We start from the raw sequence: 26828 nt of genomic DNA on the forward strand, positions 1-26828 counted from the left end.
GGACGCCGTCCGGGGGGCCGGTGCTTGTGGCACCGGCCCCCCGGTCGGATGAATCAGTTAGCGCGACCCGGGCTTTTCACGGCCCGGTTCTCCACTACTTCTTGATCTGCCAGGCGTAGAGGTTCCAGGTGACGCCACCACCGACACCGATGTAGGAGATCGGGCCGATGTCCGCCGACGAGGCGGCGAAGTCGGACAGCTGGAACAGCGGCACGCTGTGCAGGTCGTCACGCATCTGCTTGTCGATGTCGTTCATCAGCTGAATGCGCTTCTGGTAGTCCAGCTCCTTGTTGGCAGCCGTCCACTTCTCGGTCACCGCGGCCGAGTCGTAGTTGTTGTAGTTGCCGGAGCCGCCCTTGGCCTTCTGGGCGTAGTTGCCGTACGCGCCGGCCTTCAGCGGCTGGCCGACCCACGCGAACAGCGCCGCGTCGAACTCGGACGCCGGGAGGCGCTTGTCGTTGAAGTCGGCGGCCTGGTCGTCCACGACCTCGATGCCGGCCTGGCGGCACTTGTCCTGCAGGATGCGGACGGTGTCGGCACGGCGCTGGACGATCTTGTGGCCCAGCTTGAAGGAGGCGCGGAACTCGCCCTTGGTGTAGATGCCGTCGCCGCCCTGCTTCCAGCCGGCGTCCTCAAGGGTCTTCTTGGCCGCGGCCACGTCACCCTTGCCGACATCGCCGTAGTGGTCCTCGTAGCCGACCTCGTTCGGCATGAACGTCAGCGAGCCCAGCGGCTTGGCGTTGGGGTCGACGTCCTTGACCAGCTTCTCGACCAGGTCCTCGCGGTCGAAGCACTGGGCGATCGCCAGGCGGAGCTCCTTGTTCTGCTTGAACAGGGGGCGCTCCATGTTGAAGTCGACGTGCTCGAAGGTCTGGCCACCGGCCGCGAAGACCTTGAACGCGCTGTCGCCACGCAGCTGCTGCGCCACCGCGGCGTCGGCCTGCGGCGCGATCACCACGACTTCCTTGTTCTGCAGCTGCTGGGCGGCCGACTGGGCGTCGGTGTTCGTCTTCAGGATGACCTTGGACGCCGCCGGCTTCTCGCCCCACCACTTCGGGTTGCGCTCCAGGACCGTCTGGTCCTTGAGGTCCGAGGAGGTGATCATGTACGGGCCACCCGACAGGGCGACGGCGGGGTCGAAGCCCAGCCAGCCCTTGGTGTAGAACTCGGCGACCTTCTTGACGGTGTCGTCGTTCTGGTCCGGCGTCACCTTGGTGATGTCGGCCACACCGGTCTTCTGCTCCAGCACGTGGGCCGGGAGCAGGCTGTCGCTACCCGGCTGCGAGAACAGGCCGCGGTAGTCGGCGAACGGCGCCGAGAACGTCGTCTTGATCGTCTTGTCGCTGTCCGAGCACTCCAGCTTGGAGATGTCCTTGTAGCCGGTGTCGGACGAGTCGAAGATCGAGGCTTCCTTGCCGTCCTCGCCCTTGACCTTCGCCTTGCTGGTGGCCGCGAGCCACTTCAGGTGGAAGTCGTCGCAGTCGATCGGCTGGCCGTCGGACCAGACCGCCGCCTTGTTGACCTTCCACTCGATGACCTGCGGGTCGCTCGACGTGACCTTGATGGACTCCATCAGGTCGCCGTCGATCTTGATCACGACCTTGCCATCGGCGGACAGGTCGGTGATGTACGGCGAGGGCTGCACGTTGGACAGCGCGATGGTGCTGGAGAAGTTGTTCGTCGCGCCGATGTTGTTGTTGTAGTTGTGGAAGCCCTCTTCCACGGCGACCGCGATCTCGCCGATGTCGTCCACCTTGGGACGCTTGAACAGCTCGTCCTGACCGCCGATCTTGCCCGGGTCGGCGTTCTGCTGGCCACCACCGTCGCCTTCACCGGCACCGCCGCCGCCACACGCACTCAGCACGAGTGCGGCGCCGGTCAACAGCGCAAGCGCCGAGACAGCCTTTGATCTCCTCATCGACACGTGCCCTCCTAGCACTGGGTTGGAGCGACCGTTTGAGCCGAACTCCACCCATAACCGTGATGTGCCAAACGCGCCCCGAACCGACACACCGTTGCAGCACGATAAGAAGCCGCCGCAAGCACGGTCACGACCCCAAGGCCGATCGTGACCAAAGGGTGACACGCTGGTAGCAGCACGCTACTCCGTCGTTACCGGGCGGGAGCGTTCGTTAACCGGACGACGGGAATACTGTCAATATCGACCGCCGCCCGCATCTTGAGCTTAGGTCAGCCTTCTGCCAATGAGAAGAGTTAACGGTCAACGACCTTCGCGCCGCCAGGTCGGAGCACCGCTCAGGGGCCCGGCGAAGGGCGCCCCCGCGGTGACGTTCTGAGCCTCCGGCAAGACCACCAACAGGTCCGCTACCTGGAACAACGGCATCGAGACGGCCTGCTGCCAGAGCACCGGCTCGACCTTGGCGAGGGTGTCGGACAGCAGCGCCCGCCCGGTCAGCGCCTCGTCGATCGCGCCCTGCACCGCCTGGTCGCAGAAACCCGACAGATTCCCCGGAATGGGTGTACCGCCTTCGCCTGAAGAGGTGCGGCAGCCGAATGCGGAAGCGAGTGCGGCGGACGAATCACCGGTGTCCACGCGGGGCACGACGGCAATGTCCACGACCTCCGCGCCGGAAGTGGCGGTGCCCGACAGATCACGGCCGAACAACTGATTCGGCGGCGTTGTCAGGACGCGTCCGGCGATTCCGGACAATGACAGTTGACGCTGAACGCGGCTCGCGATGGTCACATACGGCTCGATACCCGCAGGTGCGGCGATGGTGAGCGTCAGTTGTTTGCCGTCACGCACCCACTGGCCGTTCTGGTTGGCGTAGCCCGCCTCGGTCAGCAGCTGCGCGGGCGGTGTGGCCACCGACTGGACGGTCGGTTGGTAGCCGGGCTTGCTCGGCGGCAGCACCTGGGCGTCGGCGCGCAGCTTCGCGCTCGGGCCGTTGCGGCTGCCGAGGGCGATCAGCTCGTCCCGGTTCAGCAGGCCGAACACCGCCTGCCGGACGCGGACGTCGGCCATCTGCGGCGCGGCCGGGCGGGCCAGCACCTCCACCACCTCCGGGCGCGGCACCACGGCGGTGGTCAGCGGCTTGCCGGCGGCGAGGTCCTCGACGTCCTTGACGGCGATCGCGTCGGCGCGGATGAGCGCGGCCTGGTCGTCGCCGGTCTTGAGGGCCTCCACGATGTCGTGGTGGGCGGCGCGTCGCAGGACGACCCGGTCGAGGGCGGTCGGCTGCTCCCAGTACCGGTCGTTGCGCTCCAGGATGATCTCGCCGCGCGGCTGGTCCAGCGTGCGCACGGCGAACGGGCCGGCGGTGGCCGGGAAGCTGTCGCTCAGCGCCGCCTGCCAGCCGCCGGGGGCGTCCTTGAGCAGGTGGGCGGGCAGCAGGTTGGCGAACAGGCTGCGCCACCCCGGGTAGGGCTGCTCGAACACCACCTCCACGACCTTGCCGCCCTCGCGGGAGGCGATGTCGGAGATGAGCCGGTAGCCCGCGGGGTTGACCACGCCGGGCTCCTCCCGCATCCGCTGCCACAGGAACACGAAGTCCTCGGCGGCGATCGGCGCGCTGTCCGACCAGGAGGCGTCGCGGCGGATCGTGTAGGTCACCGTGTACGGCTCGGCCTTCGTGACCTCGGCTGACAACAACAGCGAGCGGTCCAGGCGGGGTGTGCCGTCGGCGTCGGTGCGGAAGGTGCTGGGCAGCAGCAGCGAGGCCAGCGCGGTGGTGACCGTGGACTGGCCGGCGAGGGTGTGCGGGTTGTAGCCGCCCCTGACGTCGTCCACGCCGACGACGACCTCGTTGACCTTCTCCTTGGGGACCACGGTCATGCCGGGCGTGGACGGGACGAGCGGCGGCGGAGGCGTCACGGTGCACGCGGACAGCACGAACAACGCGACCACGGCGACGGCCGCGCGCACGCGGGTCCCCCCAGACCTACTCATGGGTTCGAGGGTACTGGGGCGGCTTGGGCACACGTTCGAGGTCCGGCGGTTACACCTTATTAATAGGGTGCGCTGCGCAGGTGAGCGGTCACGGAACGCGAGACGCCCCCGGAGCGGGGCTCCGAGGGCGTCCGTCAACTGGGGTTCCTACCCGCGCAGCTTCAGGCGGTTGCGCTCGCGGCCACGCAGGTTCGCGTCCAGGATGATCTTGCGGACGCGGACGACCTCCGGCGCGACCTCCACGCACTCGTCGGCGGCGCAGAACTCCAGCGCCTCCTCCAGGCTGAGCTTGCGCGGCCGGGCCAGGGTCTCCATCACGTCGGCCGTCGAGGACCGCATGTTGGTCAGCTTCTTCTCGCGGCACACGTTCACGTCGAGGTCCTCGGCGCGCGGGTTCTCGCCCACGACCATGCCCTCGTACGCGTCCGCGCCCGGCTCCACGAAGAACGTGCCGCGGTCGGCGAGCTGGATCATCGCGTACGCGGTGATCGCGCCCGAGCGGTCGGCGACCAGGGAGCCGTTGTGGCGGGTCCGGATCTCGCCGGCCCACGGGCCGTAGCCCTCGGACACGGCGTTGGCGATGCCGGTGCCGCGGGTCTCGGTGAGGAACTCGGTGCGGAAGCCGATCAGGCCGCGCGAGGGCACGACGTAGTCCAGCTTGATGCGGCCGGTGCCGTGGCCGGCCATGTTCTCCATCCGGCCCTTGCGGTTGGCCAGCAGCTGGGTGACCGCGCCGAGGTGCTCCTCGGGGGCGTCGATGGTCAGCCGCTCGTAGGGCTCGTGCACCTTGCCGTCGACGGTCTTGGTGACCACCTGCGGCTTGCCGACGGTCAGCTCGAAGCCCTCGCGGCGCATCTGCTCGACCAGGATGGCCAGCGCCAGCTCGCCGCGGCCCTGCACCTCCCAGGTGTCGGGGCGCTCGGTCGGCAGGACGCGGACCGACACGTTGCCGACCAGCTCCTGGTCCAGGCGGGCCTTGAGCAGGCGGGCGGTGAGCTTGGTGCCGCCGTTGCGGCCGGCCAGCGGCGAGGTGTTGACGCCGATGGTCATCGAGATGGCGGGCTCGTCCACGGTGATCCGGGGCAGCGGCTCCGGGTTCTCCGCGTCGGCCAGGGTGTCGCCGATGGTGATCTCCGGGATGCCCGCGATGGCGACCAGGTCACCCGCGCGCGCCTCCTCGGCCGGGACGCGCTCCAGCGCCTCGGTGATCAGCAGCTCGGTGATCTTCACCTTCTGCACCGAGCCGTCCTCGCGGCACCACGCGACCGTCTCGCCCTTGCGGATGCGGCCGGCGGCGATGCGGCACAGCGCGATGCGACCGAGGAAGGTGGACGCGTCGAGGTTGGTGACCAGCGCGCGCAGCGGGGCGTCGGCGTCGCCGGTGGGCGCGGGGATGTGGTTGAGCAGCACCTCGAACAGCGAGTCGAGGTTCTCCTCGTCGGGCAGGCCGCCGTCGGCGGGCTGGGTCAGCGAGGCGCGGCCGGCGCGGGCGGAGGCGTAGACGACCGGCAGGTCCAGCACGGAGTCGTCCGCGCCGACCTCGGTGGCCAGGTCCAGCAGCAGGTCGTGGGCCTCTTCGACGACCTCGGAGATCCGGGCGTCGGGGCGGTCCACCTTGTTGACCACGAGGATCACCGGCAGGCCGGCGGCCAGCGTCTTGCGCAGCACGAACCGGGTCTGCGGCAGCGGGCCCTCGGAGGCGTCCACCAGCAGCACCACGCCGTCGACCATGGACAGGCCGCGCTCGACCTCGCCGCCGAAGTCGGCGTGGCCGGGGGTGTCCACGACGTTGATGGTGACCACGCCGTCGGGCGTGTGCCGGCGCACCGCCGTGTTCTTGGCGAGGATCGTGATGCCCTTCTCGCGCTCCAGCTCGCCGGAGTCCATGACCCGGTCGACGAGTTCGGCTCGTTCGGAGAAGGCGCCGGACTGGCGGAGCATGGCGTCGACCAGGGTGGTCTTGCCGTGGTCAACGTGCGCGACGATCGCGACGTTGCGCAGGTCGTTGCGGACCAGCGTTTCCTTGATCGACGCGGTGGCCGTGGGCACGCGGAACTCCTAGAGCTGTCTCATCGAGGATGGGCAGGCGCCATGACATGGGATACGCGCGCAGCCTCCGGACAGCCTACCGGGCGATCGCCATTACCACACACGCGCGCAGGGTGAAGTGAGCCTCACCTACTCTGGGGACACCCCGATGAGTGCGAGGCAACGCGTGGGCAAGACCAAGGTGAAGAAGAAGTGCTGCCGGTCCACCCCGCGCTGCAAGAGGTGCCCCGTCACGGTGATGCTCAAGGAGCGCAAGAAGGCTGTCAAGAAGGCGGAGAAGAAGACCGCCAAGGCCGCGAAGGCCGCCAAGAAGGCCGCGAAGAAGGCCGCGTGAGGTCCGGCCGCCCGGCGCGCCCGGGTGGCACGGGGTGGTGCGCCGTCAGCTCAGGACGGCTTCGTTGAGCCCGGCCAGCTCCGGAGCGGTCCGGGTGGCCTGGAACTCGATCACCTGGTAGCGGGCCAGCTTCTGCACCGCGAACGGGTCCGTCGCGAGCAGCGCGTCCAGCTTGCCGCGCGGCATCGGGCGGGTGATGATCACGCCGCCCGTGCGGGGCACCTGGCGGCCGGAGGCCAGGAACAGACCGGCGTCGTACTGCTTCTTGAGCCAGTCCACGTGCTCCGGCAAGGCGTAGTCGACTTCGTCCAGCGGCTTGATGTACTCCAGCACCACGATGTACATGCCAAAAAATGTAGACCCACATGTGGTGCCGCACACGCGCTAAGATCCGGCTATGCGCACTCTTTACACGTTCTGGTGGCCCGCCACACGGCGGCCCTAGCACTGTGCGTTGACCCACAGGCCGCCCGTCGAGGGCGGCCTTCGCTGTGTCCGGGGCCACTCGCCCCTCGGCGGGCTCTCCGTTCGAGAGGAACCCCGCGATGATCAGGCTGTCCGGCATCACCCCGTCCGGTCCCGTCCAGTTGGGCAACTACCTGGGCGCGATCCGGCGGTGGGCCGCCGAGGGCACCGAGCGCGACGTGTACTTCATCGGCGACCTGCACGCGATGACCACGTCCCACAACCCGTCCCGGCTGCGGGCCCTGACCAGGGAGCAGGTCGCGGTCCTCATCGCGGCCGGCGTGGACCCGAGGTCGGTGGCGGTGCAGTCGGACCTGGTGCGCGAGCTGGGCGCGTTGACCTGGTTGCTGGAGTGCACCTGCACGTACGGGGAGGCGGCGCGGATGATCCAGTTCAAGGAGAAGTCCGCGGGGCGGGCGTCGGTGCGGCTGAGCCTGCTGACCTACCCGGTGCTGATGGCGGCGGACATCCTGTTGCAGGGCGCGCGGGAGGTCCCGGTCGGCGATGACCAGGCACAACACGTGGAACTGGCGCGGGTGCTGGCGAGGCGGTTCAACGGCACGTACGGCGAGGTCTTCGTCATGCCGCACGGTGTCGTGCCCACGGCGGCGGCACGCGTGCGCGACCTGGCCGACCCGTCCCGCAAGATGGCCAAGTCGTCCCCGGACTCGGCCGGCACCGTGTTCGTCCTGGACCCGCCGGACCTGGTCCGCCGCAAGATCCGCCGCGCGGTGACCGACGAGCTGGGCGCCGTGCGGTACGCGCCCGACACCCAGCCGGGCGTGACGAACCTGCTGGAGATCCTGGGCGCGTGCACCGCGAAGGACCCGCGGGACCTGGCGGATTCGCTGTCGGGCTACGCCGAGCTGAAGGAGGCGACGGCGGACGCGGTGGTGGAGGAGCTGCGCGGGGTGCGTGAACGCACGCAGGCGTTGCTGGACGACCCGGCCGAGCTGGACCGCGTCCGGGCGCACGGGGCGCAACGCTCCCGGGAACGCTCCACCCACCGGTTGGAAGCGGCCCTGCGCGTGTCCGGCCTGGGCTGAAGAACCGCCTCAGGCGAGCAGGTCGTGCAGGGCCGGGACCAGGACGCGGTCCGCGGGCAGCCAGTCCAGCGCGTCCAGCTCGGCCGGCCCCACCCACCGCACGTCCCGGTGGTCGTGCGCGGCCGGTTCGCCGGTCACCAGGTCGGCCCGGTAGATCCGCAGCAGCAGGTCCCGCCGCAGCGGCACGTCCGGGCCGACCTGGTCGCCCGCCACCACGGTCACGCCCAGCTCCTCGGCGCACTCACGCACCACGGCGTCCCGGTCGGACTCCCCGGCCTCGACCCGCCCACCCGGCAGCTCCCACTTCCCGGCCGCCTCCGCCGGGTAGGACCGTTGCTGCGCCAACAACAACCCGTCCCGCACGATCGCCGCACCCACGACCACCCGCGCGTTGAGCAACTCACGGCTGCGCGACGCCACGGCCGCCGCCCGCGCCTCCAGCACCCGCAGCGCCAACCCGCGCCCCACGATCACGTCGGCGAAGCGCCCCAGCGGCCCACCCGGGCTGGTCCACTCGACCGAGTCGACCACCATGGTCCCGCCGCCGGTGTGCAGCAGGTCGGTGAGCAGCACGAACCGCGGCAGCGGCCCGCCGACCAGCTCCGCCGACACGCCGGTCGTGTCCGCCCGCGTCACCAGCAACGTCCCGTCCACCGGACCGACCGACCCGGACAGCTCCAGGCCCACGTGCAGCACCGGCCCGCCGCTGATCCGCCCGCCCAGCCCGCGGATCGACCGGGCGAGCAGCCGCGCGTCCAGCAGCGCCGCCGCCACGGTCCGCAGCGGGGCGTCCACCAGCGTCGTCGCGCGCAGCTCGGGCACACCCCGATCCTGCCATCACCGGTACTCCGGCCAGCGCACCTCCAGCCGCGCACCGCCCTCGGGCGACTCGCCGGCCCGGACCGTCCCGCGCCGCCGCGTCACCAGGTGCGCCACCAGCGCGAGGCCCAGCCCGAACCCGCCGGTCGCCCGGCCGCGGTCCGACTCGACCCGGTAGAACCGGTCGAACACCTTCTCCCGGTGCTCGGGCGGGATGCCGTGGCCGTCGTCGTCCACCAGCAGCCGCACCTCGCGCGCCGCCGGCAGCACCGAGATCCGGATGAACGACCGCGCGTACCGGGTCGCGTTGCGCAGCAGGTTGTCCAGCACGAGTTCGACCTCGGTGCGCGCGGCGGAGATCAGGCACGCGCTCATCGGGGCGTGGATGGACACCAGCAGCTCGTCCTCGGGCCGCCGCTCCACCGCGTACTGGGCCTGGAGGACCAGGTCCACCGGTTCGGCGCGGGGCAGCTCGCCGGTGTCGGCGCGGGCCAGCAGCAGGAGCGCGTCGACCAGGTTGGACAGCCGTTCGGACTCCTCCACCACCGACTCCAGCACCTCGATGGAGAAGTCCGGGTCGGGGTGCGCGACCGCCACCTCCGCCTGGGCGCGCACCGACGTCACCGGCGAGCGCAGCTCGTGCGCGGCGTCGCCGGTGAACCGGCGCAGCCGCTCGGTCGCCTCGTCGCGCCGGGCCAGCAGGGCGTTCAACGCCTCCGCCAACGCCTGCAGCTCGTCGCGCGCCGCCGGCACCGGCAGCCGCTGGCCGCGCGGCAGCTGCCCCGCCGCCACCCGCATCCGCTCGACCGGCCGCAACGACGACCGCACGGCCAGCCAGGTCGCTATCCCGACCAGCCCGGCGACCAGCACGGCGGCGGCGGCCAGCCACTTCGTGCCCAGCTCGTTGGCCTCGCGGTAGCCGACCAGGGTGTCCCCGGCGACGTGCAGCTGGGGTGTGCCGTCGGCGGCGAACACGACCCGCCCGATCCAGCGGTGCGCGGTGTCGCCCTCGATGCGCAGCACCTTCTCCCCCGACCGGAGCTGCCGGATGTCCCGCGGCGTCAGGTCGGGCTTGGCCAGGCCGTCCAGCGGGTTGCCGGCGGTGTCCAGCACGCGCGTGGCGGACGACCGCTCCAACTGGTTGTCCACGGCGCTGACCTGCACCATGCCGATCAGGCTCGGCGCGAGCAGGGTCAGCGCGAGCAGCCCGAGCAGCGCCACACCGGTGGCCACGACGGTGATGCGGAAGCGCAGCGTCCGCCGCAGCCACCAGCGGCGCGGGCTCACCTGCGCCGGGCGGCGGCCGAGTCCAGCGCCGCGTCCAGGTCGGGGGTGGAGGCCAGGTACCCGTGCCCGCGCACGGTCCGCACGACCTCGCCGGCGCCCATGGCGTCGAGCTTGCGCCGCAGGTACCCGACGTAGACCTCGACCGCGTTGCGGGTGGCCGCCTGCTCGTCGCCCCACACGGTGCGCAGGAGTTCGTCCTTGGTCACGACGGACCCGGCGCGGCTGGCCAGCACGTCCAGCACGGCGTACTCCCGAGGCGACAGGTTGACCGGCTCCCCGGCCCAGCTCACCTCGCGCACCGCCCGGTCCACGACGAGTTCGCCGAGCTTGAGCTTGCGCCGGGCGAGGTCGGCCCGGTTGCGCCGCAGCAGCGCCCGCACCTGGGCGACCAGCACGACGAAGCTGAACGGTTTGACGAGGTACCCGTCGGCGCCGAGGTCTAGCCCGTCGGCCTGGTCGACCTCGCCGTCCTTGGCCGACACCATGAGCACGGGCGTCCGCACCCCTTCGGCGCGCATGCGCTGGAGCACCCGGTAACCGCTGAGGCCGGGCAGCATGATGTCCAGCAGCACCACGTCGAAGGCGCCTGTCAGCGCGACGCGCAGGGCGTTGGGCCCGTCGGCGGCGGTGACCACCTCCATGCCCTCAGCGGACAGCCCGCGCTCCAACGCGCGCCGAACCCCGACTTCGTCGTCAACAACCAGCACCCGTGGCCTCACGCCCACAGGATGCCTCTTGCGGCCCTGGAACGCCCCGACTTCCTCAGTCCACTCTCAGCCACGGCGCTCTCCCGCTCCCGCGCGGCTCCAACTCCAGCCCCTGCCCGCGGCCCCGCCCGCGACTCCCGGCCCGCAGCTCCCAGCCCCGCCGCACCCGGCCCGCAGTTCCAGCTCGTGGCTCGTGACGTGGCCGGATTCGTCCCCGGAGGAGGACAATCGCGGTCGGGCCGCCCAGCGGCTCGCTGAGTGCGTTCTCAGGGTTCCGGTGGCTCTCAGCGCCATCTCAGGCCGACCCGAGGAGGGTCTGGGGTGTCGGCCGGCAACCGGTTGGCCGACGCCCTTGGAGGAGGGGACACATGAACCGGAGAAGGGTGACCGTGGTCGCCGCGGCGGTCGGCGTGGTCGCCGGGGTCGCGGGCCTGGGGGTGCTCGCCATGCCCGCCGGTGCGGGGCCGGCGCCGGAGCTGCCCGCGGTGGAGGCCGAGGCGTTGGTGGAGTCGGTGCTGTCCGCCAAGCCCGCCGCGTTCGGCGGTGCCGTGTCGGTGAGCAACGACCTCGGCGTTCCCGGCATCAGCGGCCTGCCGCAGCTGTCCGACGGGGACTCCGAGCTGCGGGTCTGGACCGATGGCGCGGGGCGCGTCCGGGTCCAGCTGCCGGCGGCGGACAGCGAGCGCACGTTCGTCGACGACGGGCAGACCGGCTGGCTGTGGGACTCCGCCGACCAGCAGGTGACCAAGCTGGCCCACGGCGAGCTGGAGGAGCCCCGGCTCCAGCTCGACCCGAACGCGCCGCAGGTGCCCGCCGACCCGGTGGCCGTGGCGCGCGAGGCCGTGGCCAAGATCAAGGAGTTCAGCGACGTGAGCGTGGACGGCACGGCGCGCGTCGCCGACCGGCCCGCCTACGAGCTGGTGCTCACACCGAAGCCGACCGAGCGGACCGTGCTGCGCGAGGTGCGCGTGGCGGTCGACTCCGAGCTGCGCATCCCGCTGCGGTTCGAGGTGCTGACCAACGGCACCGCCGCGCCGGCCGTCCAGATCGGGTTCTCCGAGCTGAACGTCGGCCCGCAGGACGCCGCGCTGTTCAGCTTCACACCGCCGCCGGGCGCGAAGGTGTCCGAGCCGGAGCTGCGCGGGCCGACCGCCGAGGAGAAGGCGCTCGCCGAGGGCGCGTTCGCCGAGGCGAACCCGCAGATCGTCGGCGAGGGCTGGGACCAGGTCCTGGTCGCGCGCATGCCGGCCGACGCGCTGAAGAACCTGGCGCAGAAGCAGGGCGAGGGCCGGGAGTGGGAGCACGAGGGCCGGCCCGGTCAGGACGTGGACGTCGAGGGCCTGCTCAAGCAGCTCGGCAAGCAGGTCAGCGGTCCGTGGGGGTCGGGCACGCTGATCACCACCCGGGTCGGCGCGGCGCTGATCGCCGACGACGGCCGCGTGGCCGCGGGTGCGGTGCCGGAGCAGGTGCTGGTCGAGGCGATCGGCCAGGTGAAGTGAGCACCTCGACCAGCGCACGGGTGGAGTCGGCCCAGGCCGGCTCCACCCCGGTCCTCGCCGCCCGCACGCGGGGACTGCGCAAGGTGTACGGGCACACCGTCGCGGTGGACCGGGTGGACCTCGACGTGCCGGAGGGGGCGGTGCTCGGGATGCTCGGCCCGAACGGGTCGGGCAAGACCACCACGATCCGCATGCTGCTCGGGCTCGTGCGGCCGACCGAGGGGGAGGTCGAGCTGCTGGGGAAGGCGCTGCCCGACGGCGCGGCGCTGGCGTTGCCGCACGTGGGTGCGCTGGTCGAGGGTCCCGGGTTCCACCCGTTCCTGTCGGGGCGGGAGAACCTGCGGCGGGTGGCGGCCTTCGAGCCGCTGCTCGCCACCGGCTCCACCAAGCAGGCGGTGGAGGACGCGCTGGAACGGGTCGGCCTGGCCGCCGCCGCGCACCGCCGCTACCGGGGGTACTCGCTGGGCATGAAGCAGCGGCTCGGCCTCGCGGCGGCGCTGCTGGTGGAGCGCCGGATGATCGTGCTGGACGAGCCGACCAACGGCCTGGACCCGGCGGGCACGCGCGAGGTCCGCAACGTCATCGCCGACCTGCACATGGCCGGCACGACGGTCGTGGTGTCGTCGCACCTGCTCAGCGAGATCGAGGCCACCTGCACGCACGTCGCCGTGCTGCACCGGGGCACGGTCGTCGCCCAGGGCGGGCTCGGCGACCTGCTCCAGGCGGAGAACAGCTCGCTGCTGGTCGTCACACCGGAGTTCAACCAGGCGCTCAACGTGCTGCGCGACGCCCGGATCTCCGCCCGGCCCACCACGGAGGGCGTGCGGGTCGAGCTGATCGGCACCACCCCGCCCGCGGTGATCGAGGCGCTGGTCGCGGCCGGCATCCCGATCTACGAGGCCCGCCGGCAGCGCACCGGCCTGGAGGAGCTGTTCGCGCGGCTCACCGAGGCCCAGGAGTCCGACGAGGGTCTGTCGGCGGTAGACACCATCGAGGAGGGGGCGGCATGAGCGCGCCACTGGTCGCGGCCCGCGCCCCGCTGGGCCGGCAACTGCGCTCGGAACTGCGCTGGATCATCCGCCGGCCGCGCACGGTCATCGGCCTGTTCGGGCTGTGCCTGGTGCCGGTCCTGGCCGGCATCGGCCTGTGGTTCGCGGTGGACGACGGCGACGCCTCCGGCGGTCCCGGCCTGGCCGCGATCATCGGCGGCAACGGCCTGGTGCTGCCGGTGTTCACGCTGTTCCTGGCACTGCCGCTGCTGCTGCCGCTGGTCGGGGCGATCTGGGCGGCCGACGGCCTGGCGGGCGAGGCGCAGCACGGCACGCTGCGCGGCCTGCTGATCGCGCCGGTCGGCCGGATGCGGCTGCTGGCCGTGAAGTCCTTCGGCGTGGCCACCATGACCCTGTTCGCGATCACCCTGATGTCGTTCGTCGCGGTGATCACCGGGGCGGTCCTGTTCGGCGGCACGGGGATGCTCACGCTGTCCGGCACCACCCTCCCGTTCGGCGAGGCGCTGGTCCGCATCGCGCTGACGATCCTGCTGGTCACCGTGCAGGTGTGGGGCGTGGCGGCGATCGCGATGGCGATCTCGGCGTGCACCGAGCACCCGCTGGTCGTGATGGCGGCGACGATGGCGGGCGTGATCGTCTCCGCGGTGCTGGGCCTGTTCGAGGCGCTGGACTGGCTGCACCCGTACCTGATCACGACCAACTGGAACAGCCTGATCGACGTCATGCGCGACCCCCTGCCCACCGAGGCCCTGTGGCGCAGCACAGCCCTGGCCGGCTGCTACGTCCTGATCGGCCTCTCCCTGGCCGCCATGCGCCTAGCCACCAAGGACAACTAACCCCGACCACTCGCCACGCAACCACCGACCACGCCACCACCGGCCACGCAACCACACGCAACCACCGACCACCGGCCACACAGCCACCGGCAGCCACCGGCCACGCGACCACCGGCTGCCGCCGGCCACGCGACCACCGGCCACCGGCAGCCACCGGCCACGCAGCCACCGACCCGACCACGCAACGCGCACCCCGCCGACTCGCGCCCCACGCGGTCCGGCGGGTCACGCAGGTCGGCGGGTGGCGCGGGCCGCGCTGTCTGGCAGGGCGCGCGGTCCGGCGAGTCGGCGGGGCGCGGGGTTCGGCGGGGCGCGCGGTCCGGCGGGGCGCGCGGTCCGGCGGGGCGCGGGGTTCGGCGGGGCGCGGGGTTCGGCAGGGCGGCGGCGGGTCGCTTGGTCCGGCAGGTCGCCCGGGCCGGCGCTGCGCGCGAAAATCCGTTGGCCCCGATCAGCGCCTCGGGCAGGGTGGCGCGCATGTTCCTGGAGACCGACCGCGTCCGGCTGCGGAACTTCCGCGAGTCCGATGTGGACGCCCTCGCCGACCTGCACGCCGACCCGGCCGTGATGCGCTACCTGGAAGGCGGTCGGCCGCTCGACCGGGCCGCGGCGGCAGAGCTGCTCGACCGGCTCATGGCCGCCGACGGCTGGTGGGCGGGCGAGGAGAAGGCGAGTGGTCGGTTGCTCGGGTTGTTCGAGTTCCGCGAGACCGAGCCGGGCGTCCGCGAGCTGGGCTACCGCCTCCACCCGTCGGCCTGGGGCCGGGGCCTCGCCACCGAGGTCTCCACGGCGTTGCTGGACAAGGGTTTCCGCGAACTGGGCGTGCACCGCGTCTTCGCCACGACCATGACCGTCAACACGGGCTCCCGCCGCGTCATGGAACGGGTCGGCCTGCGCTTCGTCCGCACCTTCTTCCAGGACTGGCCCGACCCGATCCCCGGCTCGGAACACGGCGAGGTCGAGTACGCCCTGACCCGCGAAGACTGGACCGGGGGCCGGCCCGCTAGCCGATGACGGCGATCCCGTCCGGGTCCACGGCCAACCGCACCCGCTCGCCCACCTCGGGAGCAGCGGCGACGGGGGCCACCGCCTCGAACTCGTCCCCGTCCACGCTCACCAGCAGCCGGACGTGGTCGCGCCGGTGGACGCGTTCGAGCACGTCCCCCGCCAACGCCCCACCCGGGTCCACCCGCAACGCGGACGCCCGCAACCCCACCCGCGACGCCACACCCACCAGCCGCGCGGCCCGCTCCGCCGCCAGGACCTTGCCGCACCCCAGGAACCGGGCCGTCTCGACGTCCGCCGGCGACCGCCACACCTCCGCCGGCGGCCCGACCTGCACGATCCGGCCCGCCCGCATGACCGCCACCCGGTCGGCCAACGTGAACGCCTCGTCGTGGTCGTGCGTGACCACCAGCGCCGTCGCCCCGGCCTCCCGCAGCAGCCGCGCCAGGTCCACCGCCAACTGCTCCCGCAACGCCCGGTCCAGCGCCGACAGCGGCTCGTCCAGCAGCACCAGCCGCGGCCGAGGGGCCAGCGCCCGCGCCAGCGCCACCCGTTGCTGCTCGCCGCCGGACAGCTCGGTCACCCGCCGCCGCTGGTAACCGGCCAGCCCGACCAGCTCCAGCAGCTCGTCCACGCGCTTGCGCCGCGCCTCCCGGTCCACCCGCTGCATCCGCAGCCCGAACGCGACGTTCCCGGCGACGTCCCGGTGCGGGAACAGCTGCCCGTCCTGGAACACCAGCCCGAACCCGCGCCGGTGCACCGGCACGCCCGCCAGGTCCGCGCCGTCCCACGTCACGCCGCCGGACGAGGCCGGCACCAGCCCCGCGACGGTCCGCAGCAGCGTCGACTTCCCGCAGCCCGACGGCCCGAGCAGCGCCACGACCTCGCCGTCACCGACCGACAGGTCAACACCGGACACCGCGACCAGCGGCCCGTACCGGACGGTGATCCCCTGCAACGCCAACATCTAGAACTCCCCGCCGGCCGGCACCCGCAGCCGCTCGATCAGCAGCACGGCCGCCGCGGTCACCACCATCAGCAGCGCGCACGCCGCGTACGCCATCTGGCTGTTCAGCTCACCCGGCCGCGCCATCAGCCGGGCGATCACCACGGGCAGCGTCGGCGCGTCCGGCCGGGCCAGGAAGCTGGTCGCCCCGAACTCACCCAGCGCCACCACGAACCCGAACCCCGCCGCCGCGACCAGCGACCGCGACGCCAGCGGCAGGTCCACCTCCCGCCACACCCGCCACGGCGACGCGCCCAGCGTCGCCGCCGCCTGCCGCAGCCGCTCGTCCACCGCCCGCAGCACGGGCAGCACGATCCGCACCACCAACGGCGTCACGACCAGCGCCTGCGCCAGCGGCACCAGCAGCGGCGACGTGCGGAAGTCACCCGGCAGGGCGTCCATGGTGACCAGGTACCCGAACCCGACGGTCACCGCGGACACGCCCAGCGGCAGCATCAGCGCCGTGTCGAGGGTCTCGGCCAGCCACGCCCCGTGCCGCCGCAACCCGACCAGCACCACCGCCGACACCACGCCCACGACCAGCGCCACCAGGGTCGCGTCCGTCGCCACCCGCACCGAGTTCAGCGCCGCGTCGACCCCGGTCACCGCCAGCGTCCCGCGGTCACCGGTCCCCGCCAGCGCCCGGTACCCGGCGAGGCTCCAGCCGTCCGAAGTGGACAGCGACCGCACCACCAGCCCCACCACCGGGGTCAGCAGCAGCCCGACGACCAGCCACGCGACCGCCACGACGCCCCACTCGCCGCCGACCGGCCGCCGCACGGCCTCGGCCCGCAACGACAGCGCCCGCTCGCGACGCCGCCGCAGCACCCCGCCGACCACCAGCACCGCCACCACCGCGACGAACTGCACCAGCGACAACGCCGCCGCCCCGGACAGGTCGAACAGCTCGACCGTCCGCAGGTAGATCTCCGTCTCCACGGTCCGGTACCGAGCGCCGCCCAGCACCAGCACCACGCCGAAACTGGTGGCGCAGAACAGGAACACCACCGACGCCGCCGAACCCAGGGCCGGCGCCAGCGCGGGCAGCACCACCGAGGTGAACGCCCGCGACCGCGACGCCCCCAGCGACCGCGCCGCGTCCTCCGCCCGCCGGTCCAGCGACGCCCACACCCCGCCGACGGTCCGCGCGACCACGGCGACGTTGAAGAACGCGTTGGCCAGCACGATCGGCAGCACCCCGCCGTCGGGCCACAGCGCCCGGAACGCCAGCCCCACCACGACCGTCGGCAGCACGAACGGCACCATCACCGCCGCCCGCACCACGCCGGTCCCCCACACCCGGCACCGGGCCAGCAGGAACGCCACCGGCAGGCCCGTGACCAGCGCCAACACCGTCGCGCCGAGCGCTTGACCGAGCGTGAACCCGACCAGCTCCCAGGTCTCGGGAGCGCCGATCACGGGCAGCACCCCGCCCTCGCCCAGCCCCAGGCCGACGATCGCGACCACCGGCCAGGCGAAGAACACGCCCAGGAACCCCAGGGGCAGGAGCGCGGCGAACGACCAGCCCAGCCCCGCGCGGGCGAACGTCCCGGTCAGCCCTGCACGAGTGCGCGCCATTGCTGCACCCACCGCTCGCGGTTGGCGTCGACCTGGCTCGCGGGCAGGGTGCGGGCCTTCTCCGGCAGCGGAGCGGCCTTGGTCCACGCCTCGGGCAGCGCCACGCCCTCGCGCGACGGGTACACGTACATCTGGCCCGGCACGTCGGCCTGGAACTTCTCCCCGAGCAGGAAGTCCACGACCTTGCGCGCGTCCTCGGCGTTCTTCGCGCCCTCCAGCACGCCCGCGTACTCGACCTGGCGGTAGCAGGTGTCCAGCAGCGCCTTGGTGCGCGGCGTGCCGTCGTCGCCGACCTCCGCCGACGGCGAGGACGCGTAGGAGACGACGATCGGGCGCGGGCCCTTGCCGCTGGAGCCGGAGAAGTCCTGCGTGTAGGCCTCCTCCCAGCCGGAGACGACCTTGACGCCGTTGGCCTTGAGCTGGCCCCAGTAGTTGGTCCAGTTGCTCTCGCCGAACGTGGCGATGGTGCCGAGCAGGAACGCCAGGCCGGGCGAGGACGTGGCCGGGTCCTGCACGACCAGCATGTCGCGGTACCTGGGGTCGGCGAGGTCGGCGAGCTGCTTGGGCTCGCCGACGTCCTTCAGCGCGGCCACGTCGATGTTCAGGCACACGTCGCCGACGTCCACCGCGTGCAGGCGGTTGGGCGGGTCGAGCTGGTAGCGCTGCGCGCCCTTGCCGGCCTCGGCGGAGGCGTACTCGGCGAACACGCCCTCCTTGAGGGCGCGCGAGGCGAACGTGGAGTCCACGCCGAACGCCACGTCCCCGATCGGGTTGCCCTTGGTCAGGACCAGCTTGTTCGTCATCGCGCCGGCGTCACCGCTGGCCAGCGTCTTGATGGTGATCCCGGTCTCGGCCTTGAAGGCGTCGAGCAGCTCGGGCTTCACCGCGAACGAGTCGTGCGTCACCAGGGTGACGACGCGTTCGCCCTGCGGGGCCTGGCCCGTGGTCGCGGAGCACGCGGCCAGCGAGGCCGCCGCGACGGCGACGGTCAGCACTCGTCGGAACATCGTTTCTCTCCCTACGCCGGCATGATCCGGATCAGGTGGACGGTCGAGGGCTTGCGAGCCCTCCTCTCAGCCCGGCGCATCACCGGACTCCCGTGGCGAACGGGCAGTTTACGCCACGCGGTGGGACCATCGGGGCATGGCCGAGCTGCTGACCGACGACCAGGTGACCGCCGCGCTGTCGACGCTGCCCGACTGGAGCGCCCGCGACGGCGCGCTCGTCCGCAGCGCGGAGCTGCCCAGCTTCGCGCAGGCGATCCAGGTGGTGAACCGGGTCGCGGAGATCGCCGAGAACGACGACCACCACCCGGACATCGACATCCGCTGGCGCACGCTGACCTTCCGGTGCAGGACCCACTCCAGCGGCGGGATCACCGCGCTGGACGTGTCACTGGCGGAGGAGATCGACGGCGTCCTCGACGCGCTCGCGTGACCTCTCCCGCAGCACCACGCCGATCGCGACCAGGGTGAGCAGGCCCACCGCCGGGTAGACCCAGCCGAGCAGGGACAGGTACCAGGGGCGGGGGATGATCCAGATCGACGGCTGGGCGTTGAGCAGGAACGAGATCAGGTAGCTGCCGATCGCGAGCACCCACGCCCACGCCGTCACGGCCGCGAGCCGGTGCCGCACGCCGTAGACCAGCCACATCAGCGCGGGCACCGCCCACACCCAGTGGTGGCTCCACGAGATCGGCGACACCAGCAGGCCCAGGAACTGGACGGCGACGATCATCGCGAGCGTGTCGGCGGCCTTGACCGCCCACCACAGCGCCCACGCGGCGCACGCGACCGCGACCGCCACGCCGACCAGGTAGATCGGCCCGGTCTCGACGTCGTAGCCGACGGTCCGGGACAGCGCCGCGCGCAGCGACTGGTTGATCGCCGACCCGACCGGTCCGACGCGCGTGGCGTCGCCGAGCAGGTGGAACCAGAACTGGTTCGACTGGCCCGCGGAGATCGCGAACCCGAGCAGGACCGTGCCGGCGAACGCGACGAACGACCACACCGCGGCCTTGTACCTGCGGGCGACCAGGAAGTAGAGCCCGGAGATCGCCGGGGTGAGCTTGACGCCGGCCGCGACGCCGACGCCCAGTCCCGCGAGCCACGGCCGCGCGCTGACCAGCGTGCCGATCAGCAGCGCCGCCAGCACCAGGTTGATCTGCCCGTAGTTCAGGGTGGTGCGGACCGGCTCGACCCACACGAACAACGCCGTCCACAGCATCGCGCGGCGGGGGTCGGCGCTGCCGACCAGGGTGAGCGCCTTGCGGGTCAGGTAGTACAGGCACGCCAGGCTGAGCAGCTGCCAGAACCAGCGCGCCACGCCCCACGGCACCCACGACAGGGGCACGAACACGAACGCCGAGAACGGCGGGTAGGTGAACGGCAGCGCGAACTGCTCGGAGAACTCCTTGAGCCGCCACTGGTACAGCTCGCCGGTGAACAGCTCGGGCGAGGCGTTGCGGTAGACCATCAGGTCCACCATGGTCATCTTCGCCTGGAGCGCGACCATCGCGAGGTGGCCGACCAGGGACAGCCCCAGCAGCCACGGCGCGAACCTCAGCACGCGCGCCTCGACCTTGATCACGCTACCTCCACCACGATCGTGTGAATTGCACGACTGCCGGCCAACGAAACCGGGTACCCGTACGTCTGGACGAGTGGGAGATCTACGCAAGGGGATTCGTATGACCGCCGACATCGTCGTGTTCACCGTCGCCGCGCTGGGCATGCTGGCCACAGCAGGTGGCGTGTTCGCACTCGCCCGCCACAGCCGCAACCAAGTGCGGTGACCGGAGTCGGGTTCGGACACTACCCGAACGCCCGATCAGGGCCCGCCCCGTCCGGGGTCGGGCCCTGATCCGTTCTCAGGGCACGAGCGCCGCTCGGCGCCGGCGGACGAGCCGGTCACACGTTGAAGCGGAACTCCACCACGTCGCCGTCGGCCATCACGTAGTCCTTGCCCTCCATGCGGACCTTGCCGGCGGCCTTCGCGGCGGCCATCGAGCCCGCCTCCACCAGGTCGTCGAAGGAGACCACCTCGGCCTTGATGAAGCCGCGTTCGAAGTCCGTGTGGATGACGCCCGCCGCCTGGGGCGCGGTCGCGCCCTTCGAGATGGTCCACGCCCGGGACTCCTTCGGGCCGGCCGTCAGGTAGGTCTGGAGGCCCAGGGTGTGGAAGCCGGCGCGGGCCAGGGCGTGCAGGCCCGGCTCGTGCTGGCCGATGGACTCCAGCAGCTCGCGCGCGGACTCCTCGTCCAGCTCCAGCAGCTCCGCCTCGACCTTCGCGTCCAGGAAGACCGCGTCGGCGGGCGCGACCAGCTCGCGCAGCTCCTTCAGCTTCGCCTCGTCGGTCAGCACGCCCTCGTCCGCGTTGAACACGTACAGGAACGGCTTGGTCGTCAGCAGGCTCAGCTCGCGCAGCAGGTCGCCGTCGACCTCGGACCGCGCCGCGAACAGCGTCCGACCGGAGTCGAGGACCGCGCGCGCCTTCAGGGCGGCGTCGAGGGCGGGCCGGCGGTCCTTGGCCGTCCGCGCCTCCTTCTCCAGCCTCGGCACGGCCTTCTCCAGCGTCTGGAGGTCCGCGAGGATCAGCTCGGTGTTGATCGTCTCGATGTCGGCCGCCGGGTCCACGCGGCCGTCGACGTGCACCACGTCGTCGTCGGCGAACACCCGGATGACCTGGCAGATCGCGTTCGCCTCGCGGATGTTCGCGAGGAACTTGTTGCCCAGGCCGGCGCCTTCGGACGCGCCCTTGACGATGCCCGCGATGTCGACGAACGACACCACGGCGGGCACCTCGCGCTCCGAGCCGAAGATCTCCGCCAGCTTGCCGAGGCGGGCGTCCGGCAACGGCACCACGCCGACGTTGGGCTCGATGGTCGCGAACGGGTAGTTCGCCGCGAGCACGTCGTTGCGCGTGAGGGCGTTGAACAGGGTGGACTTGCCGACGTTGGGCAGGCCGACGATACCGAGGGTCAAACTCACGGGGGGTGAGTCTACGCGGTGGGACGCCGTGTCCGATTCCCGCGAGACCCCAGGTGCCGGCGGTGGCACAGTGAAGCCCATGTTGGTCGACGCCGAACGCGCCTACCGGGCGGTCGCGGCCCGGGACGCCCGGTTCGACGGGTGCTTCATCCTGGCGGTCCGGACCACCCGGATCTACTGCCGCCCGTCGTGCCCGGCGGTCACGCCCAAGCAGCGCAACGCCGAGTTCTACCCGACCGCCGCCGCCGCGCAGTCGGCCGGTTACCGCGCGTGCCGGCGCTGCCTGCCCGACGCCGTGCCCGGCTCCCCGGAGTGGAACCTGCGGGCCGACCTGGCCGCCCGCGCCATGCGGCTCATCGCGGACGGCGTGGTCGAGCGCGACGGCGTCCCGGGCCTGGCCGCGCGCCTCGGGTACTCCGAGCGGCACCTGACCCGCGTGCTGACCGCCGAGCTGGGGGCCGGTCCGCTGGCCCTGGCGCGGGCGCACCGGGCGCACTCCGCCCGGCTGCTGATCGAGACCACGGACCTGTCGTTCACCGACATCGCGTTCGCGGCCGGGTTCGCGAGCGTGCGGCAGTTCAACGACACGATCCGGGCCGTGTTCGCCGCCACGCCGTCGGAGATGCGGTCCAAGCGCAGGGTCGTCGGCACGGCGGGGCGGATCACGCTGCGCCTGCCGTACCGGCCGCCGTTCGACGCGGCGGGGCTGCTGGCGTCCTTCCGGGAGTCCGCGATCCCTGGTGTGGAGCACGTCACGGACACCTCCTACGCGCGGTCGCTGCGGCTGCCGCACGGGCAGGCGACGGTGCTGCTGGAGCCCGCCGACGGGTACGTGTCGTGCTCGCTGCGGCTGGGCGACCTGCGGGACCTGGGCAGCGCGGTGAGCCGGGTGCGCCGCCTGCTGGACCTCGACGCCGACCCGCAGGCGGTGGACGAGTTCCTCGGCGGCGACCCGCTGCTGCGCCCGCTCGTGCAGGCGCGTCCCGGGGTGCGGCTGCCGGGCAGCGTGGACGGGGCCGAGACCCTGCTGCGCGCACTGGGGCACGTGTCCCCCGGCGAACCGCTGGACATCCCGGACGGGCCGGTGACCCACCTCTACCCGGCGCCCGCCGACATCCACTCGCCCGTCGCGGCGGCGTTGGCCTCCGGCGCGCTGGTGGTGGACGTGGGGCGCGACGCCGACGAGCTGACGGCCGAGCTGTCCGCGTTCCCCGGTGTGGGCCCGGAGATCGCCCGGTACGTCGTGATGCGCGTTCTCGGCGCGCCCGACATCCCTTTGACCACGGACAACACGGCGTGGCGGCCCTGGCGGTCCTACGCCGAGATGCACCTCAGGAGGACCGCGTGAGCACCGCCTTCTCGTCCACTGTGGACACCCCGTTCGGCCCGTTCACCGCCGTGGTGGCGGGCGACGGCGCCGTGCTGGCGAGCGGGTGGACCGCGTCCCTGGACGACCTGCTGCCCCAGGTGTCGCCGTCGCTTCGCCCGGCGAGCCTCAGCGACCGCAACGACCTGGGCGCGGTGACCAGGGCCGTGCGCGACTACCACGCGGGTGACCTGGCGGCGATCGACGACGTCCCGGTGCGGCAGCGGTCCGGGGAGTTCATGGAGCAGGCGTGGACCGCGCTGCGGACCGTGCCGGCGGGCAAGCCGGTGAGCTACGCGGACTACGCCCTGCTGGCCGGGCGTCCGTCGGCGGTGCGGGCGGCGGCTTCGGCTTGCGCGCGCAACGCGGCGACGTTGTTCGTGCCCTGCCACCGCGTGGTCCGCACGGGCGGCGCGATCGGCAACTTCCGCTGGGGCGTCGAGGTGAAGCGCCGCCTCCTCGCCCACGAGGCATCCGCCGCCTGACCCCATCCTGCCGGCCGGGTCCGACATTTCCCCCGACGCCGACCGCTGACCTGCGGCTATCAGCGAAACAGGTGGCACGGCACCCCGGAACAGGCGTTACCTGGACACCATGACCTCCGTGCTGATCGGGGTGGAGAACATCTCCACGCCCAAGTGGGCGAAGGTGGGGCGCAAGGCCGCTACGGTCAGCCTCGGCAAGGCGTTGCGCAGCCTGCCGGAAGCGATCCGCGTGGTCGTCCGGCTGGCCTGGCGGACTTCGCCGAAGCTGACCGTCGCCGCCGCCGTGGTGCACGTGGTGAGCGGGTGCGTGACGGCGTTCGGGCTGCTCGCCACGGCGGACGTCTTCACCGCCCTCCTGCGCGACGGGCCCACGCCGCAGCGCGTCGCCGAGTCGTTGCCCGCGCTGGCCGTGGTGGTCGGCTCGTACGCCGCGCGGGCGTTGCTCGACACCGCCGTGGCGGCCGTGGAGAGCTCGTTGCGGCCCAGGGTGTCGCGGGCCGCCAACGACGAGGTCACGGCCGTGCTGGTGCGGGCGGAACTGCTGGCGTTCGAGGACGCCGACTTCCGCGAACTGGCCCGCCAGGGCGGCAAGCACGGCGTGCGCAGCCTGGAGAGCAGCCTGCGGTACCTGGCCGACCTGGTGTCGTCGTGCATCACGATGGTCGCCGCGATCGTCACGGTCGGCCTGCTCGACCCGTGGCTCGCGCCCGCGCTGCTGCTGGCGGCCGTGGCGAACGCGTGGGCCTCGGCCCGGGTGTCGAAGCTGCGGTACGAGCACTTCCTGGACTCGGTCACCCGCAACATCCGCAAGGGCGTGGTCGAGGAGGTCGCCACCGACCGCGACTTCGCCCTCGAACGGCACGCCCTGACCCTCCAGGAACGCCTCCTCGCGGAGCACCGGCGCATCGCGGACTCGCTGATGGCCGACGAGATCCGCATGGCGCACAAGACGAACCTGGTCCGCCTCACCGGTCGCGCGCTCGCGGGGCTGGGGACGGGTTTCGCCTACGCGGTGCTGGGCGTGCTGCTGTACTCGGGCCGCATGGACCTGGCCCTGGCCGGCACGGCGCTGCTGGCGATGCGCACCGGGTTCTCCTCGCTGTCCACCACGACCCGCGCGGTGAACGCGATCTACGAGGACTCGTTCTACATCGACTTCTACCGGGAGTTGCTGGCCGAGGGCGCGGAGCGGGCGCAGCGGCCGTCACCCACGAAGGCCCCGGCGGACCCCGAGCTGATCACCCTGGAGAACGTCACCTTCCGCTACCCCGGCAAGGAGACGCCGGCGCTGGACGACGTGAGCCTGACCGTGCGGCGCGGCGAGGTCGTCGCGCTGGTCGGCGAGAACGGTTCCGGCAAGACCACGCTGGGCAAGGTCCTGACCGGCCTGTACCCGGTGGACGAGGGCGAGGTCCGCTGGGACGGCGTGGACCTGGCGGAGGCGGACAAGACGTCGGTGCACTCGTCCATCGCGGTCATCGCCCAGGACCCGGCGCAGTGGCCCATGACCGCCCGCAAGAACGTCGTCGTGGGCCGTCTCGACCGGGAGGACGACGCGGCGTGGGAGGACGCGGTCCAGCGGTCGGGGGCGGACGAGGTGCTGGCCACGCTTCCGTCGGGGCCCGACACCGTCCTGTCCCGCCAGTTCAACGACGGTCAGGACCTGTCGGGTGGGCAGTGGCAGCGGATGGGCATCGCGCGGGGTATGTACCGGGACGCGGCTGTGCTGGTGGCCGATGAGCCCACGGCGGCTTTGGATGCCAAGGCCGAGGCGAGGGTGTTCGAAGGGCTGCGGGAGGCCGCGGCTCGGCGGACGACCATCCTGGTGACGCACCGGCTGGCGAACATCCGCAATGCGGACCGGATCGTGTTGCTGGACAAGGGGAAGATCGTGGAGCAGGGGACGCATGAGGAGTTGATGGCGCTGCGGGGGCACTACTTCGAGTTGTTCGAGCTTCAGGCCGCCGCTTATCGGGGGGACCTGCTGGCCCCTACGGCGGATGAAGCCGCCTGACTCTGAAGATCAACGGCGAAAAGATTAGAAGAGATCAAAAGCGGCGCTCGCCGCGCGGCAGGCCCCCGGGGGTGGAAGGGCGTCGGTTCGTTCCCCGCACGGCCTGCCGGAGGCAACCACCCTTCGCTCCTCTTCGCAACCGGAAGAGCTGGTTGCGAAGAGGAGCGAAGCGCGGTTGGGCTTCGCCCAGGCCGTACGGGGAACGAACCGAGGCCCTTCCTGTGGCTGATAGCCCCTTCAAAAGCGCGTGCGTGAGTTGTTACGGGAGGGGCGGGAGGGCGGGCTCGTCGGTCGGGGTCGGGTCGAAGTCGACGGACGAGTACTCGCGCAGCTTGGTCAGGCGGTGGAAGCCGTCGATCATGCGGACCGTGCCCGACTTCGAGCGCATCACGATCGACTGCGTCGTGCAGCCGCCCGCCCGGTAGTGCACGCCGCGCACCAGGTCGCCGTCCGTCACGCCGGTGGCGCAGAAGAAGACGTTGTCGCCGCGCACCAGGTCGTTCGTGGTCAGCACCCGGTCCAGGTCGTGGCCCGCGTCGATGGCCTTCTGGCGCTCCTCGTCGTCCTTCGGCCACAGCCGGCCCTGGATGGCGCCGCCCATGCACTTCAGGGCCGCCGCCGCGATGATGCCCTCCGGGGTGCCGCCGATGCCCACCAGCAGGTCGATGCCGGTGTTCGGCCGCGCCGCCGAGATGGCGCCGGCCACGTCGCCGTCGGAGATGAAGTGGATGCGGGCACCCGCCGCGCGGACCTCGTGGACCAGGGACTCGTGGCGCGGGCGGTCCAGGATGCAGACCGTCACGTCGTGGACGTCGCTGTGCTTGGCCTTCGCCACCCGGCGGATGTTCTCGGCGATCGGCACCGTGATGTCGATGACGTCCGCGGCCTCCGGGCCGACCGCGAGCTTCTCCATGTAGAAGACCGCCGACGGGTCGAACATCGCGCCGCGCTCGGCCACCGCCAGCACGGCCAGCGCGTTGGGCATGCCCTTGGACATCAGGGTGGTGCCGTCGATCGGGTCCACCGCGACGTCGCAGTCCGGGCCGTCGCCGTTGCCGACCTCCTCGCCGTTGAACAGCATGGGCGCCTCGTCCTTCTCGCCCTCGCCGATCACGACCACGCCGCGCATCGAGACCGTGCCGATGAGCTTGCGCATGGCGTCGACCGCCGCGCCGTCGCCGCCGTTCTTGTCGCCGCGCCCCACCCAGCGGCCGGCGGCCATCGCCGCCGCCTCGGTCACCCGCACGAGTTCGAGCGCGAGGTTCCGGTCGGGGGCTTCGCGACGACGCTCGGACGGGCTGCTGCTGGACACCATGACGCTCCTCCTGCGGATACCGGCCGGTAGGCCAATCCTTGCATGGGTGAGGCCGCGTCGGTCCGTCGTCCCTCCAGCGGCCTCGCCCGCGACGCCGGAGGCGGCGCAATC

The 26828-nt window shown here is 72.1% G+C and carries 23 protein-coding genes; 10 read left to right on the top strand and 13 right to left on the bottom strand.

Annotated elements, in window-relative coordinates:
• Positions 1 to 94: 94 nt before the first annotated feature.
• The 3 genes from ABD126_RS05490 to typA all read right to left on the bottom strand — a co-directional run bounded on the left by ABD126_RS05490 (position 95) and on the right by typA (position 5959).
• A complete protein-coding gene (locus ABD126_RS05490; protein WP_343932521.1) occupies positions 95 to 1864 on the bottom strand; it encodes an ABC transporter family substrate-binding protein in 1770 nt (589 codons plus the stop codon).
• Between the two features lie 357 nt (positions 1865 to 2221).
• Positions 2222 to 3910, bottom strand: a complete 1689-nt coding sequence (locus ABD126_RS05495; RefSeq protein WP_343932522.1) for an ABC transporter family substrate-binding protein — start codon at positions 3908 to 3910, stop codon at positions 2222 to 2224.
• Positions 3911 to 4057: 147 nt separating this feature from the next.
• On the bottom strand, positions 4058 to 5959 hold the full coding sequence (gene typA, locus ABD126_RS05500; RefSeq protein ID WP_343932523.1) for a translational GTPase TypA: 1902 nt from the start codon (positions 5957 to 5959) through the stop codon (positions 4058 to 4060).
• 148 nt (positions 5960 to 6107) lie between these two features.
• Between typA and ABD126_RS05505 the strand changes: the two genes are divergently transcribed.
• Positions 6108 to 6293 carry a hypothetical protein gene (locus ABD126_RS05505; protein WP_343932524.1) on the top strand — a complete coding sequence of 62 codons (186 nt, stop codon included), beginning with the start codon at positions 6108 to 6110 and terminating at the stop codon, positions 6291 to 6293.
• A gap of 45 nt (positions 6294 to 6338) precedes the next feature.
• Here ABD126_RS05505 and ABD126_RS05510 read toward each other — a convergent pair whose 3' ends face one another.
• Complete coding sequence (locus ABD126_RS05510; protein ID WP_343932525.1) at positions 6339 to 6638, bottom strand: YciI family protein; 300 nt, start codon at positions 6636 to 6638, stop codon at positions 6339 to 6341.
• A 200-nt stretch (positions 6639 to 6838) separates the two neighbouring features.
• Here ABD126_RS05510 and trpS point away from each other — a divergent pair, with 200 nt between their 5' ends.
• On the top strand, positions 6839 to 7804 hold the full coding sequence (trpS, locus tag ABD126_RS05515; protein WP_343932526.1) for a tryptophan--tRNA ligase: 966 nt from the start codon (positions 6839 to 6841) through the stop codon (positions 7802 to 7804).
• 9 nt (positions 7805 to 7813) lie between these two features.
• Here the strand turns inward: trpS and ABD126_RS05520 are convergent, their stop codons facing one another.
• From ABD126_RS05520 to ABD126_RS05530, 3 genes are read right to left on the bottom strand one after another with little or no spacing between them, the layout of a single operon-like run.
• Positions 7814 to 8626 carry an NUDIX domain-containing protein gene (locus tag ABD126_RS05520; protein ID WP_343932527.1) on the bottom strand — a complete coding sequence of 271 codons (813 nt, stop codon included), beginning with the start codon at positions 8624 to 8626 and terminating at the stop codon, positions 7814 to 7816.
• Positions 8627 to 8641: 15 nt separating this feature from the next.
• A complete protein-coding gene (locus ABD126_RS05525) occupies positions 8642 to 9910 on the bottom strand; it encodes a sensor histidine kinase (RefSeq protein WP_343932528.1) in 1269 nt (422 codons plus the stop codon).
• Positions 9907 to 10629: a response regulator transcription factor gene (locus ABD126_RS05530; protein ID WP_343932529.1), complete on the bottom strand. Its 723-nt coding sequence runs from the start codon at positions 10627 to 10629 to the stop codon at positions 9907 to 9909. Before ABD126_RS05530 ends, ABD126_RS05525 begins: the two co-directional genes overlap by 4 nt.
• A 356-nt stretch (positions 10630 to 10985) precedes the next feature.
• Between ABD126_RS05530 and ABD126_RS05535 the strand changes: the two genes are divergently transcribed.
• The 4 genes from ABD126_RS05535 to ABD126_RS05550 all read left to right on the top strand — a co-directional run bounded on the left by ABD126_RS05535 (position 10986) and on the right by ABD126_RS05550 (position 14973).
• The gene (locus ABD126_RS05535; RefSeq protein ID WP_343932530.1) at positions 10986 to 12116 is read left to right on the top strand and encodes a LolA family protein; all 1131 of its coding nucleotides are present in this window, start codon (positions 10986 to 10988) and stop codon (positions 12114 to 12116) included.
• A complete protein-coding gene (locus ABD126_RS05540; RefSeq protein WP_343932531.1) occupies positions 12113 to 13126 on the top strand; it encodes an ABC transporter ATP-binding protein in 1014 nt (337 codons plus the stop codon). The genes ABD126_RS05535 and ABD126_RS05540 overlap by 4 nt, the downstream gene beginning before the upstream one ends.
• The gene (locus tag ABD126_RS05545; protein ID WP_343932532.1) at positions 13123 to 13962 is read left to right on the top strand and encodes an ABC transporter permease; all 840 of its coding nucleotides are present in this window, start codon (positions 13123 to 13125) and stop codon (positions 13960 to 13962) included. Before ABD126_RS05540 ends, ABD126_RS05545 begins: the two co-directional genes overlap by 4 nt.
• A gap of 474 nt (positions 13963 to 14436) precedes the next feature.
• Entirely contained in the window at positions 14437 to 14973 is a 537-nt protein-coding gene (locus ABD126_RS05550) for a GNAT family N-acetyltransferase (RefSeq protein WP_343932533.1), read from the top strand.
• Here the strand turns inward: ABD126_RS05550 and ABD126_RS05555 are convergent.
• From ABD126_RS05555 to ABD126_RS05565, 3 genes are read right to left on the bottom strand one after another with little or no spacing between them, the layout of a single operon-like run.
• Positions 14963 to 15931: an ABC transporter ATP-binding protein gene (locus tag ABD126_RS05555; RefSeq protein ID WP_343932534.1), complete on the bottom strand. Its 969-nt coding sequence runs from the start codon at positions 15929 to 15931 to the stop codon at positions 14963 to 14965. The two genes, ABD126_RS05550 and ABD126_RS05555, sit on opposite strands and share 11 nt — an antisense overlap.
• Positions 15932 to 17548, bottom strand: coding sequence for an ABC transporter permease (locus ABD126_RS05560; protein ID WP_343932536.1), 1617 nt, complete (start codon positions 17546 to 17548; stop codon positions 15932 to 15934).
• Positions 17524 to 18555 (bottom strand): thiamine ABC transporter substrate-binding protein, encoded by a 1032-nt coding sequence (locus ABD126_RS05565; protein WP_343932537.1) that lies wholly within the window; start codon positions 18553 to 18555, stop codon positions 17524 to 17526. The genes ABD126_RS05560 and ABD126_RS05565 overlap by 25 nt, the downstream gene beginning before the upstream one ends.
• Before the next feature lie 136 nt (positions 18556 to 18691).
• Between ABD126_RS05565 and ABD126_RS05570 the strand changes: the two genes are divergently transcribed.
• Positions 18692 to 18985 (top strand): 4a-hydroxytetrahydrobiopterin dehydratase, encoded by a 294-nt coding sequence (locus ABD126_RS05570; RefSeq protein ID WP_343932538.1) that lies wholly within the window; start codon positions 18692 to 18694, stop codon positions 18983 to 18985.
• On the opposite strand, the gene ABD126_RS05575 is transcribed toward ABD126_RS05570, so the two are convergent.
• Both ABD126_RS05575 and ychF read right to left on the bottom strand, forming a co-directional pair.
• Positions 18941 to 20137, bottom strand: a complete 1197-nt coding sequence (locus tag ABD126_RS05575) for a mannosyltransferase (RefSeq protein ID WP_343932539.1) — start codon at positions 20135 to 20137, stop codon at positions 18941 to 18943. The two genes, ABD126_RS05570 and ABD126_RS05575, sit on opposite strands and share 45 nt — an antisense overlap.
• A gap of 320 nt (positions 20138 to 20457) precedes the next feature.
• Positions 20458 to 21537, bottom strand: coding sequence for a redox-regulated ATPase YchF (ychF, locus tag ABD126_RS05580; protein WP_343932540.1), 1080 nt, complete (start codon positions 21535 to 21537; stop codon positions 20458 to 20460).
• A 79-nt stretch (positions 21538 to 21616) separates the two neighbouring features.
• Between ychF and ABD126_RS05585 the strand changes: the two genes are divergently transcribed.
• From ABD126_RS05585 to ABD126_RS05595, 3 genes are all read left to right on the top strand, one after another.
• A complete protein-coding gene (locus ABD126_RS05585; RefSeq protein ID WP_343932541.1) occupies positions 21617 to 22885 on the top strand; it encodes a DNA-3-methyladenine glycosylase 2 family protein in 1269 nt (422 codons plus the stop codon).
• Positions 22882 to 23388 (top strand): methylated-DNA--[protein]-cysteine S-methyltransferase, encoded by a 507-nt coding sequence (locus ABD126_RS05590; RefSeq protein WP_343932542.1) that lies wholly within the window; start codon positions 22882 to 22884, stop codon positions 23386 to 23388. Before ABD126_RS05585 ends, ABD126_RS05590 begins: the two co-directional genes overlap by 4 nt.
• A gap of 109 nt (positions 23389 to 23497) precedes the next feature.
• Complete coding sequence (locus ABD126_RS05595) at positions 23498 to 25402, top strand: ABC transporter ATP-binding protein (RefSeq protein ID WP_343932543.1); 1905 nt, start codon at positions 23498 to 23500, stop codon at positions 25400 to 25402.
• 259 nt (positions 25403 to 25661) lie between these two features.
• Here the strand turns inward: ABD126_RS05595 and glpX are convergent, their stop codons facing one another.
• A complete protein-coding gene (gene glpX / locus ABD126_RS05600; protein ID WP_343932544.1) occupies positions 25662 to 26717 on the bottom strand; it encodes a class II fructose-bisphosphatase in 1056 nt (351 codons plus the stop codon).
• Positions 26718 to 26828 lie beyond the last annotated feature (111 nt).

The organism is Saccharothrix mutabilis subsp. mutabilis (assembly GCF_039521145.1).
GTDB classification, from domain to species: Bacteria; Actinomycetota; Actinomycetes; order Mycobacteriales; family Pseudonocardiaceae; genus Actinosynnema; species Actinosynnema mutabilis.